19 protein-coding genes are annotated in these 12,955 nt (G+C 39.8%); 12 read left to right on the top strand and 7 right to left on the bottom strand.

Annotation, left to right across the window (positions count from 1 at the left end; genetic code table 11):
- Positions 1 to 2: 2 nt before the first annotated feature.
- The 3 genes from QXI54_01990 to QXI54_01980 are packed head-to-tail and all read right to left on the bottom strand — an operon-like array spanning position 3 to position 988.
- Positions 3 to 485 carry a cob(I)yrinic acid a,c-diamide adenosyltransferase gene (locus tag QXI54_01990; protein MEM0301924.1) on the bottom strand — a complete coding sequence of 161 codons (483 nt, stop codon included), beginning with the start codon at positions 483 to 485 and terminating at the stop codon, positions 3 to 5.
- A 6-nt stretch (positions 486 to 491) separates the two neighbouring features.
- Entirely contained in the window at positions 492 to 674 is a 183-nt protein-coding gene (locus tag QXI54_01985) for a hypothetical protein (protein ID MEM0301923.1), read from the bottom strand.
- 23 nt (positions 675 to 697) lie between these two features.
- Positions 698 to 988, bottom strand: a complete 291-nt coding sequence (locus tag QXI54_01980) for a transcriptional regulator (protein ID MEM0301922.1) — start codon at positions 986 to 988, stop codon at positions 698 to 700.
- Between the two features lie 150 nt (positions 989 to 1,138).
- Between QXI54_01980 and QXI54_01975 the strand changes: the two genes are divergently transcribed.
- From QXI54_01975 to QXI54_01950, 6 genes are all read left to right on the top strand, one after another.
- The gene (locus tag QXI54_01975) at positions 1,139 to 1,861 is read left to right on the top strand and encodes a hypothetical protein (GenBank protein MEM0301921.1); all 723 of its coding nucleotides are present in this window, start codon (positions 1,139 to 1,141) and stop codon (positions 1,859 to 1,861) included.
- A 97-nt stretch (positions 1,862 to 1,958) separates the two neighbouring features.
- Positions 1,959 to 2,780: a TatD family hydrolase gene (locus QXI54_01970; GenBank protein MEM0301920.1), complete on the top strand. Its 822-nt coding sequence runs from the start codon at positions 1,959 to 1,961 to the stop codon at positions 2,778 to 2,780.
- Complete coding sequence (endA, locus tag QXI54_01965) at positions 2,777 to 3,691, top strand: tRNA-intron lyase (protein ID MEM0301919.1); 915 nt, start codon at positions 2,777 to 2,779, stop codon at positions 3,689 to 3,691. The genes QXI54_01970 and endA overlap by 4 nt, the downstream gene beginning before the upstream one ends.
- A complete protein-coding gene (yjjX, locus tag QXI54_01960) occupies positions 3,688 to 4,206 on the top strand; it encodes an inosine/xanthosine triphosphatase (GenBank protein ID MEM0301918.1) in 519 nt (172 codons plus the stop codon). Before endA ends, yjjX begins: the two co-directional genes overlap by 4 nt.
- Positions 4,207 to 4,284: 78 nt before the next feature.
- Positions 4,285 to 4,746, top strand: a complete 462-nt coding sequence (locus QXI54_01955; GenBank protein MEM0301917.1) for an ArsR family transcriptional regulator — start codon at positions 4,285 to 4,287, stop codon at positions 4,744 to 4,746.
- Positions 4,734 to 5,933 carry a M20 family metallo-hydrolase gene (locus tag QXI54_01950; protein ID MEM0301916.1) on the top strand — a complete coding sequence of 400 codons (1,200 nt, stop codon included), beginning with the start codon at positions 4,734 to 4,736 and terminating at the stop codon, positions 5,931 to 5,933. The genes QXI54_01955 and QXI54_01950 overlap by 13 nt, the downstream gene beginning before the upstream one ends.
- Here QXI54_01950 and QXI54_01945 read toward each other — a convergent pair.
- Genes QXI54_01945 through QXI54_01935 form a run of 3 tightly spaced genes read right to left on the bottom strand, consistent with a single transcriptional unit; the run spans position 5,930 to position 7,721 of the window.
- Positions 5,930 to 6,427: a deoxyuridine 5'-triphosphate nucleotidohydrolase gene (locus tag QXI54_01945; GenBank protein MEM0301915.1), complete on the bottom strand. Its 498-nt coding sequence runs from the start codon at positions 6,425 to 6,427 to the stop codon at positions 5,930 to 5,932. The genes QXI54_01950 and QXI54_01945 overlap by 4 nt on opposite strands.
- 34 nt (positions 6,428 to 6,461) lie before the next feature.
- Positions 6,462 to 6,992, bottom strand: a complete 531-nt coding sequence (locus tag QXI54_01940) for a hypothetical protein (GenBank protein MEM0301914.1) — start codon at positions 6,990 to 6,992, stop codon at positions 6,462 to 6,464.
- Positions 6,993 to 6,998: 6 nt separating this feature from the next.
- Positions 6,999 to 7,721: a KaiC domain-containing protein gene (locus QXI54_01935; GenBank protein ID MEM0301913.1), complete on the bottom strand. Its 723-nt coding sequence runs from the start codon at positions 7,719 to 7,721 to the stop codon at positions 6,999 to 7,001.
- A 90-nt stretch (positions 7,722 to 7,811) separates the two neighbouring features.
- On the opposite strand from QXI54_01935, the gene QXI54_01930 reads away from it, so the two are divergent.
- The 4 genes from QXI54_01930 to truA are packed head-to-tail and all read left to right on the top strand — an operon-like array spanning position 7,812 to position 10,118.
- Positions 7,812 to 7,991, top strand: coding sequence for a CooT family nickel-binding protein (locus tag QXI54_01930; GenBank protein ID MEM0301912.1), 180 nt, complete (start codon positions 7,812 to 7,814; stop codon positions 7,989 to 7,991).
- The gene (locus QXI54_01925) at positions 7,991 to 9,007 is read left to right on the top strand and encodes a type II glyceraldehyde-3-phosphate dehydrogenase (GenBank protein MEM0301911.1); all 1,017 of its coding nucleotides are present in this window, start codon (positions 7,991 to 7,993) and stop codon (positions 9,005 to 9,007) included. The genes QXI54_01930 and QXI54_01925 overlap by 1 nt, the downstream gene beginning before the upstream one ends.
- 20 nt (positions 9,008 to 9,027) lie before the next feature.
- On the top strand, positions 9,028 to 9,336 hold the full coding sequence (locus QXI54_01920) for a hypothetical protein (protein ID MEM0301910.1): 309 nt from the start codon (positions 9,028 to 9,030) through the stop codon (positions 9,334 to 9,336).
- Entirely contained in the window at positions 9,333 to 10,118 is a 786-nt protein-coding gene (gene truA, locus QXI54_01915; protein ID MEM0301909.1) for a tRNA pseudouridine(38-40) synthase TruA, read from the top strand. The genes QXI54_01920 and truA overlap by 4 nt, the downstream gene beginning before the upstream one ends.
- On the opposite strand, the gene QXI54_01910 is transcribed toward truA, so the two are convergent.
- Positions 10,086 to 11,012 carry a cell division protein gene (locus QXI54_01910; protein ID MEM0301908.1) on the bottom strand — a complete coding sequence of 309 codons (927 nt, stop codon included), beginning with the start codon at positions 11,010 to 11,012 and terminating at the stop codon, positions 10,086 to 10,088. The two genes, truA and QXI54_01910, sit on opposite strands and share 33 nt — an antisense overlap.
- A gap of 115 nt (positions 11,013 to 11,127) precedes the next feature.
- Between QXI54_01910 and QXI54_01905 the strand changes: the two genes are divergently transcribed.
- Both QXI54_01905 and scpB read left to right on the top strand, forming a co-directional pair.
- On the top strand, positions 11,128 to 12,345 hold the full coding sequence (locus QXI54_01905; protein ID MEM0301907.1) for a 2,3-bisphosphoglycerate-independent phosphoglycerate mutase: 1,218 nt from the start codon (positions 11,128 to 11,130) through the stop codon (positions 12,343 to 12,345).
- Position 12,346: 1 nt separating this feature from the next.
- Positions 12,347 to 12,850, top strand: a complete 504-nt coding sequence (scpB, locus tag QXI54_01900) for an SMC-Scp complex subunit ScpB (GenBank protein MEM0301906.1) — start codon at positions 12,347 to 12,349, stop codon at positions 12,848 to 12,850.
- The last annotated feature ends 105 nt before the right edge of the window (positions 12,851 to 12,955 follow it).

The raw sequence follows: 12,955 nt of genomic DNA, 5'->3' as shown, positions 1-12,955 counted from the left end.
TCTCAGAAGTGCACCTCCTCAAATTTCTTACCTTCTTTCAGTGTTAGTAGATAAAGTAGGTAGCTAAGCCTGTTTAGCCATTCAATCGATTGTTCTGAAACAAGTCCGTTTCTGTATAGAGTGAGAGCCCTTCTTTCAGCTCTTCGCACAACTGATCTTGCAACGCTCAGTAATGCGGTGGACTCATCTTTTTCGAGGATCACAAAGCACTTCATCTTAGGAACTTCAGCTTCGAGTTTCCTGATTTCTGAATCTATCCATTCGATTTCGGTCACTTCCACCTTTCTGCCACCTGCAAATTCCTCACAGATCCTGAATAGTCTCTTCTGAATTTCGCTTAGTGTTTCTTTAACTTCTTTATCTCTTGCAAAAACCTTTGCAAGCCCTATGAATGCATTTGCTTCATCTATAGTCCCAATGCACTCCACAACTGCTGAATCTTTGAATGCTTTTCCACTCAGAGTTCTGGTTTCACCAAAATTCATCCCGGATCACTTCCTAAATGTCTGGAGTCCTTTGATTTCAAAGCTAAAAATCTTTTTCTTTAAGATCCTATAGTCAACTCCCATCTTTGGAAGATTATCTGCCATTTTTGTCTCAAAATGGCTTGGTAAAAATGCAAACGCTATTGCCTGAAATCCACCCAAAAGCTTCGCTTTTTCCAGATTTTTCATAAAAGAAATGCTCAAAAGATCATTTAAGCTTTTTCACCAATTTTTTGGACATAAAACCTCGCTGGAGAGATCCATTCACTTTTACAATTTGGACATCTGCTTGGATGCGGATTTTCGAATTCAAAGCCACATTTCTTGCACTTTGGTGGTTCCATGAGCACTTGTTTGCCTTTTCTCTTTAGCACTCTCGAAGCCTTCTTTATTGCCTCAACCACACTCTTTTCCTGCGAGGGATCAAACTGTAAGGCGATACAGATTTCTTTTGCACTCATTGGCTGTTTTTCAAGCAATGAGATTATTTCTTCGAGTCTCATAGCTTTAGCTTTCGTCATATAATGTTAAATCTTTTACGTGTTCTTTGATCCCCTTCCTTCAGCAACACCATTATTGAATTTTTCTATTCCATTAACTTGGGAACCCTGAAAACACAAAGCTAATTAAATGCTCGAAGGGTGTGAGATCTGATGATCGAAGAAACAATGAGAGAAATCGTCAGAAGCAGGATCATAAAGATCCTTGAAGGCAGACTTGGCAAAGAGCTTGCAGTCGAAGTTGAGAAAAAGCTCAGCAGCGAAGAAAAAGGGAGAATTCTGAAAGAGTATGAGAAAAATGGAAGACTTTCTGAGGAAACTTACAGTCTTATCTTGTCCAAATATTGCTTTAAAGATCTTACTTCTGTTCTTTTTGGTATTTCTTCCAATATCTGTGTTTATCCCGAAATCACGGAATCTTTGATTGGAAGCGGAAAGTCTGGTTTAAAAGGGTTGAGAAAGCATGTTAGAGAACTTGGCTACTCCGAAGACAAATTTGAGGAGATCATTCAGGCTCTATATTCAGAGATCAGAAAACTTGCAAGAGATCCGAATTATAACGAACTTCTTGCAATTGCATCTCTTGAGATTGGTTTATACTATCTTGATTTCGATATCAGAAAAGCCGAAGAATTTCTGCTGGAAGCATACGAATTAAGGAAGAATTTTTATGGAACTCCCAATATTTTAAAACTTCTAAGTGCTCTAATTCAGATTTGCAGTGTTTACATCCGAGTTAAAAAACCCGAAAAAGCCATAGTTATGTTTGAGAAGATCCATACGATAATCAAGGAACTTGAGAGAGCTCAAAAGCTGGATGCTACAACACTCAGCACAGTGAGGGATCTCGGTAAAAAACTTGGTAGAGAATTGTGATTGAAAAAAAGATTTAGAAATTAGAATACACTTGGGGCTGGCACTAACGTCGAATATCCCAGAAAAATTTAAAAATATCCAAAATGGGTTTCTTTTTATGATCATAACCGACAACCACATGCACATATACAAGCATCTCAAGCTCAAAGCTCTGGAGCAATTCAAGCAAGCAGGAGGCACTCATGTTCTTCTTGTATCGCTATTAGCGCATCACTACGATGTTGTGCCAAAAACTGGAAAAGATTTTGTAAAGGTCTTTGAAGAGCATCTCAGCTTGGTAAGAAAGGCTAACAAAATTGTGAAAGCCTATGCGGTCCTTGGTGTTCATCCAGCGGAGATTACAATCATTGGTCCAAGACTTGGCTTTGAAAAAGCTGCCGAGATCATGAAGGAAGCCCTAACAATCGCAGGCGAGTATGTTGCTAAAGGTGAAGCGATTGCAATCAAGAGTGGTAGACCGCATTATCGTGTCGATGCCCACGTATGGAGGCTGAGCAATGAAGTGATGAAGCATGCTTTCGAAATCGCGAAAGAAGTTGGCTGTGCGGTTCAGCTACACACAGAAAGCTATAACTTCGAAATGGGAATGGAAATTGCAAAGATGGCTGATGGGGTTGGACTAAAGAGAGATAAAGTTGTGAAGCATTTCAGTCCTCCGAAAGTGAAAGAGTTTGAGCAAATAGGAATATTTCCGTCGGTTCTTGCTGGAGACGATAAAGTTCTCACAGCTGCAAAAGAAGGAGACCGCTTTGTGCTTGAAACGGATTACATAGATGATCCAAAACGTCCTGGAGCGGTGCTCGGTCCTAAGACTGTTCCAAAAAAGGTTAAAGAACTGCTTGAGCATGGTTTTGGCGAGGATTTTATATACAAAATTTGCAAGGAGAATATAGAGAAGATTTATGGAGTTGAGCTATGAGAGGGAAGCTTCTTGAAGATTTTGCTGAACTCAACGCTAATCCAGAGATCGAACGACAGGGCTTTGGAGTCAAAAGAGGAGAAAAGATCTACTTACACCCAATAGAGGCTTTTTACCTCCAAATGAAGGGAAAAGCTTTTTTTGCGGAAATGGAAGAGCTGAAAAAATGGATTGAAGAAAAATTGGCGTCTTATCCGGAATTTTACTTCGTTTACGAGGACTTAAGAAGCAAAGGCTACAGACCAAAGTTAGAAAACGAGTTCATATTTGCAAAAAGAGTTTTTTATCCGATTTCAGAGAAAAATATTATTAAGCTTGATAAATTAGTGGAGGAGCTTCGCAAATATCGTGAAATTGTTCTTGCGATCGTAGATGAGGAAAGCGAAATCACGTATTACCTTGTTTCTGAACCTGAATTGCATGGAGAACAGCTGGAGGAGTTGCCAAAGATTCGTGGAAGAATTTTGAAGGATAGAGTTATAACGGAAAACGTTGAAATCTTCAGAAAGTATTTCTATGGCAGTGAAGTTGGGGGTAAAGTTGTTCTCTCCCTTTTCGAAAGTCTTTATTTGCTGGAGTCTGGTTTTCTTGAGCTCAATTCTATAGAGAAGCTTTATGAAGCGATAAAAGAAATAAGCGATTTCCAAGAAAAATACAGTGTTTACAAAGATTTAAAGAGAAGAAGGTTTGTTGTTAAGACAGGTTTTAAATTTGGAAGCGATTTCAGGATATACCGTAAGGTTGAGTCAGCTGAAGACCTGCCTCACTCAGAATTTCTTGTCTGGATAGTTAATTCAGATTTGGTTCCGAGAGAGTTGGCAAGAGCGGTTAGACTGTCAAATAGTGTAAGAAAAAAGCTCATATTGGCGTACAAAGGCGTTTATCTCCTTTTTGATAGGGTGAAAGTATGAAGGTTGTAGTTGGTTCAAGAAATCCAACAAAAATAGAAGGCACGAGGCTTGCTTTTCGACAATTCTTTAATGAAGTCGAAGTTGTGAGTGTAAAGGTCTCAACCCCTTTCAGACAACCTTTTAACGAGCAAACGATCGCTGGAGCTATAGAAAGAGCTTTAAAGAGTTATTCACCAGAATTTGACTTTTCTGTTGGAATTGAAGCCGGGCTTATGGCAATAAAGCACACAATCACTGGTTATATGGATTTTCAGGTAGCAGCAGTTTACAATGGCGAACGGTTCACACTCGGGTTTGGACCAGGTTTTGAGTATCCTAAGGAAGTCGTTGAGAAAGCTCTAAATGGTGTGGAAGTTGGAGAAACAATGGAAAAAATTTCAGGAATAAAGAATTTGGGCAAGAAATTCGGGGCAGTGTATTACCTGAGCAGAGGGGCAGTTTCAAGAACAGAACTTTCAAGACTCGCAGTTACCATGGCTCTGATTCCTTGGCTGAATTCAGGGCTCTACATATGAATCATGCTGAACAACCGCAATCTTTTATAATGGTGATAAACTTAAAATATCGGTAGTTTTGGAGTTTATGTGGTCGGGATGCTGTCCAGACTATTTCTCCATGAGAAGACGGTAGAAATTTTGCTTAATATTCTCGAAGCTGAAGAGAAAGGAGAAAAAGTTTATCCACTTCAGATTTCCAACTCATTGAACTCCCCCTATAGCCACATTTCGAGAGTCATCAGCGAATTTGAGAGGAATTGCATAATCGAAAGCAAACTTGAGGGCAGAACCAGAGTGATAAAGCTTACTGAGTGCGGTAAAAAAATTGCGATTTTGCTCCGGGAACTAAAAAATGAGCTTTCAAAGGACTTTGTCTCTATTATGAAGGTTAAAAGGCTGGAAGAGATATACAAAACTTCTAAGAAGGATTTTTATTATATAGCTCCTATTATTGCAGAACTCGAAATTCTGATTTCCTCAACAAAGGATGTTAACGCTCTTGAAGTGGCGAAGAACTTGAAAAAACGCTTAGAGAGCGAATGCCTATGCAGAGCTTAGAAGAAATGAAAGAAGAAATGGTTGAGCTTCTGTGCAAATTAGTTGAGATAAAGGCAATTTCGCCAGACTTTGGTGGAGACGGAGAGTTGGATAAGGCGGAGTTGCTCATGAAGTATTTAAAAGACTTCGACTACGTTGAAAGATTTGATGCGAGAGACGATCGTGCCAAGGGTGGAGTAAGACCGAACATAGTGGCCAAGGTTAAGGGTGTCTTGGATAAGACAATCTGGATAATTACGCATTTGGATGTTGTTCCAGAAGGTGACAAAAGACTTTGGAGAACTCCACCCTTCAAGGCAGTGGTTGAAAACGGAAAGGTATATGGTAGGGGAAGTGAAGATAACGGGCAAAGCATAGTCTCATCTCTTTTTGCAGGAATTGCAGTTTTGAATTCCAATATTAAACCAAAGTATAATCTTGGACTTGCTTTCGTCTCTGATGAGGAGAGTGGAAGCAACTATGGGGTTAAATATCTTATAAAGCAGGGAATTTTTTCAAAGGAAGATCTTTTTATTGTTCCTGACGTTGGATCTCCAAAGGGAGAACTTATAGAGATTGCAGAGAAGAACATTCTCTGGCTTAAGTTCGAAGTTTTTGGAGTTCAATCCCATGCAAGCAGACCAGTAAAGAACGCTTCGAGGAGGGCAATGAAGTTCATTCTTGACTTGGACGAAAAATTACATTCCAAGTTCAATGGTAGGGATGAACTCTTTGATCCCCCATATTCGACATTTGAACCTACAAAAAGGGAGAAAAACGTTGATAATGTGAACACAATTCCGGGCGTTGACGTTAGCTATATGGACTGCAGAATTCTACCTCAGTATTCGCTTGAGGAAGTCATAGATTATGTTGAAAGCGTAAGGAGATTCTACGAGATCAAAGATAAGGAAAAAATAAATGTTGAAATTGTTCAGAGTTCGAGTTCACCGAAAACACCTGAAAACGCTGAGATAGTATTGAGACTCTCTGAAACTATCTCGAGACTTCGAGGTTTCAAACCAAAACTCTTTGGGATTGGTGGGAATACCTGCGCCTCTTTCTTAAGGAAAGAGGGATTTAGAGAGGCTGTTGCCTGGTGCACCACAGACTCAACAGCTCATAAGCCAAATGAATACTGTAAAATCGAAAACATGGTTGAGGACGCAAAGGTATTTTTCTCGCTCTTTTTTGATCCAAAATATTAAATATTTTCTTGTATATATTTACCTGAATACCTATTTGTTTTTGCACAGAGTTTCATGAAAACAAGCTGAACTATTCTTGCGTTTCTTTTTAACCAAACTCCGTAGGGATTTAGCACTGCAATTGCGACTTCACTCCTACCTTCGTAACCAGCATCCCATACCGCGGTTATAACGTCCACCCCGCATCGCACAAGGCTTGATCTCGGTCTTGCTATTGCCATTAGATCTTCGTCAAGTTTTATAATTTCATTGAGGACAGCTTTATAAACCCCCGGGGGCAAAAAGACCCAATCTTTAAACTGAATTTCCTCGCTTTCAGATAACACTCTTTCACTGTTATCAAAATCGATTTTTCCGGCAGATCGCAGTTTTTTCACAGCTCTTAAAGTGCAATCAAATCCATTTGGCTGTAGCTGGACATTTAGGTCTATGAAGTCTCTTATAAGCCCATTTTCAATCCTCTGTCTAATTTCGTTCGAATTCAGAACGCACATATACCTCGTGATTTTGTGTTGATTTTAAAATTTTTTAATTAGATTTTCCCTCAGCTCCAGCAACGATTCTCTCTATTTTCTCTTTCAACTCGGAAATTCTCTTTGATAGTTCTTCCAACTCCAGTTTGAACTTATTTAACTCAAAAACTACCTGCTCGATTCTTTGCTTCTCATCTTTTAATTTTTGGATCTCCTCTCTCATTTTTCCAATCTCTTGGAAATTTTCAATGAAGCTTAAGATCTCATTCAGCTTTCCCTGCTTTAGTAATTCGTAGGTTTCTCTTACAAGCTGTCCCGCTTTGCTCTCACCTTTTAAATGCTTCCTTATTGTTGTCTCAGTTCTTCCAAGCTCTCTTGCAATCTCGCTTACACTCATTCTTGCCTTCTCCCGTGCAATTGAACCCGCAGCTACAGCTAAACTGTCAACCCATGTTAGCCTTTCAGCTGGATCCCTTATCAATTCCAGAACTTCTTGTCTGAATAGGGTCGCAAATAACAAGGTGCTCTCGAGTTTGTGGATGTCTTCTCTTCCAATTGGATTAAGCGGAATTTCTAATTCGGTCATTTTTTATCACCTCAACTTTAAAATTCTGTCCGGGTAAACAACGATTCCCTTGGAAGTGATCTCGAACAGATGTCTCTTCATCGAATGACTTGTCCCCCTCATTTTCCATACTATAACAGATCTTTTAAGTTCTCCATCGATTTCGTCAAGATCAAGTCTTATTATTCCATCAACCCCGTGTTCAACGCCTGGACCGCCAAAACCACGTTCCTCAACGCTAATCTGACTTACAAATATTGAGGTGCATCCCATACCAGCGAGGAATCTCTTCAGCTGCAGAATTATACTTCTTGCAAGAGTCGGTTTGGTAATATAAAGGGTGGTTACTGAATCTACAACAACTCTTTTTGCGTTTGTATCCTTTATAGCTGTTCTCAAAACGTCTACTAGCTCTCTTACATCTCCTAAGTCCTGCACTATGTATTTTTCAAGCTCTTTTGATCTCCCAACACCTGCGGTGAAAGCATCAACAAGAGCAAACTTCCCTTCTTCTTCAAAATTTTTCACATTCCAGCCAAAAGTGGCCATATTATGTCGAATTTGAACAGGATGCTCTTCTAAAGCAACATAAATTCCGGATTCGTTATTTTGAAGTCCATACCACAAAAATTGCTGTCCGAATATCGTTTTTCCAGTTCCAGGACCACCGCTCAGCAAGACAACGTTTCTTTCTGGTATTCCGCCGTTGAGGATTTCATCCATTCCGGGTATACCTGTCTTTAATTTCATGAGTTTATGGTGCAAAATTAAAATATAAATTTAACTCCAAAAAATTTATCCTCCGCTAAGTTTTTATTTACCTTTTGCCTCACGGAGTTCATGTGCGAATCGAAGGTCTTCTCAGCCAGAGGTGAACTTCTAATGGAAGATGTGGTCAGAATAAAGGTTGATGGAGAACTTGTTAAAATTTGGGATATTCTTGGAGGTTTGAAGGAAATTAGAGGGAAAATTTTGGAAATAGATCTTGTAGCTCACAAGGCAGTAATGGAGGTGTTTTGATGAAGATCAGGGTAGCAGTAAATGGATATGGAACTATAGGTAAAAGAGTGGCGGATGCAATCGCTCTTCAGGACGATATGGAGGTTGTTGGGGTTACAAAGACAAAACCAGACTTTGAAGCAAAAATCGCATCAAAGAAGTTTGATCTCTATGTAGCAAAGAAGGATAACATTGATGCTTTTGAGAAAGCAGGGATTGAGATTTGTGGGACGATCGATGATCTTCTTGCAAAGGCAGACATTGTTGTTGACTGTAGCCCAGATAAGGTTGGAGCTGAGAATAAAAAAATCTACGAGAAGATTGGAATAAAAGGAATATTCCAGGGAGGAGAGAAAAAAGAAGTTGCAGAAGTTTCTTTTAATGCTCTTGCCAATTACGATCAGGCTAAAGGCAAAAGATTTGTGAGGGTTGTCAGCTGTAATACCACTGCATTGGCAAGACTGATTTATCAGCTAAAGACGAATTTCAGGATCGGCAGGGTTAGGGCAACAATATTGCGAAGAATAGCAGATCCTAAGGAAGATGCAAGAGGTTTAACAAACGCTATAATGCCTGATCCGATCTCTTTACCATCGCATCACGCCAAAGATGTAAAGACTGTTCTCCCGGATGTCGACATAGTTACCACAGCTTTTAAGCTTCCAACGACTCTGATGCATGTTCACTCACTTTCCATTGAGATGAAGGAAAAAGTTAACAGAGAGGACATTATCTCAGCACTGGAAAAGGAACCAAGAATTATGCTTGTATCTGAAAAGGACGGGTTTACATCAACAGCAAAAATAATAGAGTTTGCAAGAGAGCTTAGAATGAGGTATGACTTATTTGAAAACGTCGTATGGCTTGAATCAATAGCCATTGACGGAAATGATCTTTTTGTCACTCAGGCAGTGCATCAGGAGGCTATAGTCGTTCCAGAAAACGTTGATGCCATAAGAGCTATTTTTGGAGTTGAAAAGAAGCTAAGTATAGAAAAAACGAACAAATCTCTCCACATTGGAGAGAAAAATTTTTAAACTTTATGATTACTTAGATCATGGACGTGGAAACGAGAAAATCGATATTGATGGATGCATTTGAAGAGTTGAAAGCAAAGTGGTCTGTTGATGAGAGATTTTTGAGCTCCAAGGAAGAAGAACCGAGCACTGTAGAAGGTCTGCCGGAAAGCAAGGTAAATGACTTACTTCAATTGAAGGAAAAGTATAAACTCGATGAAATTGGTTTCGTTTTCCTTGTTGGAGCGGCAGTGGGATTTTATCAGGGTCAAAAGAACGTTAAGAACGTTGTTCGTGAAATGCTTCACAGTGTAAATGAAGTCGTGAATACTTTCTTAAGAAGGGCATGAAGTATGCGATAAAAATCGCATACTTCGGTGATAATTTTTTTGGCAGTCAATATCAGCCAGATCGTAGGACTGTTGCGGGAGAAGTTCTGAAAGCTTTAAAAAATTTTGGAATTGAATCGAAATTGAGTTTTGCAGGCAGAACTGATGCGGGAGTTCATGCTCTTGGTCAGGTAGTGGCATTTAATAGTGAACAGAAAATAACTCCAAGAATGCTTAATTCAGAACTGCCATCCGATATAACTGCTTGGGCATCTGCGGAGGTTTCAGAAAATTTTAACCCGAGAAAAGCGACAAGCAGAGTATACACATACGTTTTTTATGATGACGATTTCGATCTTTCCACGATTGAAGAGGCTGTAAAGCTCCTTCATGGAACATGGGATTTTTCGAATTTCACGAGGGGTTATAAAGGTGGAAAAAGAACAATTTATAAAGCAGAAATAATAAAAGATGGGGACTTTTTAATCTTTGAAATCGAGGGTAACGCTTTTACTTGGAACATGGTCCGTTGCATAGTAACAGCACTAAAGCAAGTTGGAAAAACAAGGGACTTGGATTGGTTTAAAAAAATGCTGATACCAGAACAACATCGGGAAAGAGTTCATCCATCTCCACCATACGGTCTTCTGCTTAAGGATGTGAAATATAGAGATATAGAATTTGTGGTTGATGAGAAAGCATTGCAACTGCTTAAGTTCAGGATCAAGCGAAAATTGGTCGAAACTGGGGTTTTGTATAAACTTTTCTCACTAAAACTTGAAGCTTCTGAGTCCGGAAAATAGAACTACTACTGCTAATTTTTTCGATATCATCGAAGGGGAAATCGGACAGTCGCCATATCTTATTGCCATATCTTTATTGAGTTTTTCAACCTTGTTTATGGCTTCAAAAATACCTTCCATGGTTATTTCATCCTTTGGACCGCAAAAGAGTATCAAGGACGATTTTGCTCCAGCCAAATCTCCATTTATGCTCAGATTCTCCATTGCTTTGTCGAGTAGTTCTAGCATTCTTCTCGTCCTTATAGCCTTCAGTTCGCTACCCTTTTTAAATGTGTTCAGATTTGATATCTTCTGTTCTGCAAAGCCTACAACTGAAAATCCATCCGATTTAAGGGCATTGAAAACGTCTGAGGTATCAACAACCACTTCTCCGGCAATTCTTCTCTTGATGTCCACTTCCCCGGCTAAAGCGAGCAGATTTAGAGCGTTGAGAATTTTTGAGTCCGATTCAGCCTTTCCTTCAAATGCAATAATTATATCTGATATTCTCTGAATTGCCCTCACTTTTTTCTTTATCTCGCGTATGTCGATATCTCCAAGACTTGGGATCAAGGTGAGATAAATGACAGGGTCTTCCGAAAAGGACTTTAATCTTTCACAGAACTCAACAGAAACTTCGAAAGCAAAATCGTCTTCAAGGGATGTTATAACCAAATTTCCCTCCCATATTTCATAATGCTTTGTCAGAGCATTGATAAAACCCGGAACTCCTCTTCGATCTCTTAGATAATACTTTCGATCATCTCCAATTGAGACACTTCTTATCTGCGATTCATCACTTAGCACGGCAAAGCATTTGAATAGAGGGACTCTATTGACTTTTACTCCGTGTTTGTAGAAAAGCTCCGCTATCTTTGCCCCCCTCAAACCGATCCCAACAGTTAATAATCTCATTTTTTATACTTTTTTCATTTCTGTTTATAGCTTTTCGCATTCCCAAGTTGATGGGACTTTATGCAAACGATGATTTTATAAATTCTTTTTTCTAATCTCTACGGGGGGTGATCGTTTGCCACTTCTGATGTTCATATTAGACGGACTACCGGATAGGCCGATTAGAGGTAAGACTCCTTTGTCGGTGGCAAAGAAGCCAAATTTAGATAAGATTGCAGAGTTTGGTGTAAACGGAATAATGGATACGATCTCCCCGGGCGTAAGGCCAGGAAGTGATACGAGCCATCTGGCTTTGCTTGGCTACGATCCATTTAAATTTTATACGGGAAGGGGACCTATTGAGGCTGCAGGAGTAGGAATATCTCTTAAGCCAGGTGACGTTGCTTTCAGAGCAAATTTCGCAACAGTCGTTGGCAATGGCAGTGTTTTTGATAAAGTAGTCGTGGACAGAAGAGCGGGAAGAATAGAACAAACTGAAGATCTTGTTAAGGCTCTGAACGAAATAGACCTGTCCTTGGATTTTGAAGTTGCAAAGGCTACGGGACACAGAGCGGTTGTAGTTTTTAGAGGAAATTTATCTGCAGATGTTACTGAGACGGATCCAAAGGTTGTTGGCGAGAAAGTGAAAAAATGCATACCTCTCAATGAACACGCAAAAGATATAGCTGAGGTTGTAAATGAGTTCATGCAGAAGGCTCACGAGGTTCTCGAAAACCATCCATTAAACGCTGAAAGGGAAAAAAGAGGATTACCCAAGGCGAATGCCATTCTTTTAAGAGGCGCAGGCCTTATGAAAGAAATTCCAACCTTTAGGGATAAGTATGGTTTAAGACTTGCGGTCGTTTCTGCAACGGCCCTCATCAAGGGGGTTGGTAAAATAGTTGGTGGAGAAGCCATAACTCCATATGGGGCGACGGGAAATAAAAGGACGGACATAGGTTCAAAAATACGCACTGCTTTGGATTTGCTAAAGAGTTACGATGTAGTGCTGCTTCACATAAAGGCTCCAGACGAAATTGGGCACGATAAGGACTTTGATGGGAAAGTGGAGTTTATTGAAAAGCTTGACACACACTTGGGCAAACTTTTAGAGCTGGATTTCTCGAAGAACTGTTTGATCGTCACATCAGATCACTCAACTCCCGTCAGCGTGGGTGAGCATACTGCCGATCCAGTCGTGGTTTCAATTGTGCATGAAGGTGTTAGGGTCGATGACGTTAAGAGATACACCGAGTTTGACGCTCCGAAAGGTGGACTTTGCAGGATCAGAGGAATGGATCTTCTGAACGTAGCTTTTGACTTGCTAAATCTTTCAAAGAAATTTGGGGCGTAGTATGCTGGAAAAAGCTGTTGAAGCAATTCTTTTTTCTTCTCCTGAGGCTTTGGAGATTTCTGAAATTTGCAAAATTTTGAAAGAGAAACCGGAAGTAGTTGAAAAGGCTATTGAGTCCATTGCAAAGAAATATGCAGAAATGGGCTCCGCGATAGAGATAGTAAAAGTCGGAGAGAGATATTTAATGAGAGTTAGGCCAGAATTCATGGAAATAGTTGAGAGATTCACCGAAAGAGAATTGGATCGTGGAACTCTAAGAACACTCGCTGTTATTGCGCTTAAACAGCCTATAACGCTTGCAAAGCTTGCAAAGATTAGAGGAAATAAATGCTACGATCACGTGAAGAAGCTGAGTGAGCTAAAGCTGATAAATGTTGAGAAGAAAGGAAGATCAACAATTCTTACTACAACAGAAGCATTTGCATCCTATTTCGGATTTGAGACGAAGGACCCTGAGGAAATAAAAGAAAAGCTCAGAGAATTCTACAGAGGGCAGAAGGATTAGCGAAGCTTCTTATAGCATTCAACGCATAGACCATGGTCGAAGTAACATTTTTTACAAATTTCCCTACCGCATCTTCTACATTTAAACTCTGCAATTCTTCCACAG

The organism is Archaeoglobaceae archaeon (assembly GCA_038734275.1).
Lineage (GTDB): Archaea > Halobacteriota > Archaeoglobi > Archaeoglobales > Archaeoglobaceae > WYZ-LMO2.
This window is presented reverse-complemented; position numbering and strand designations above follow the sequence as displayed.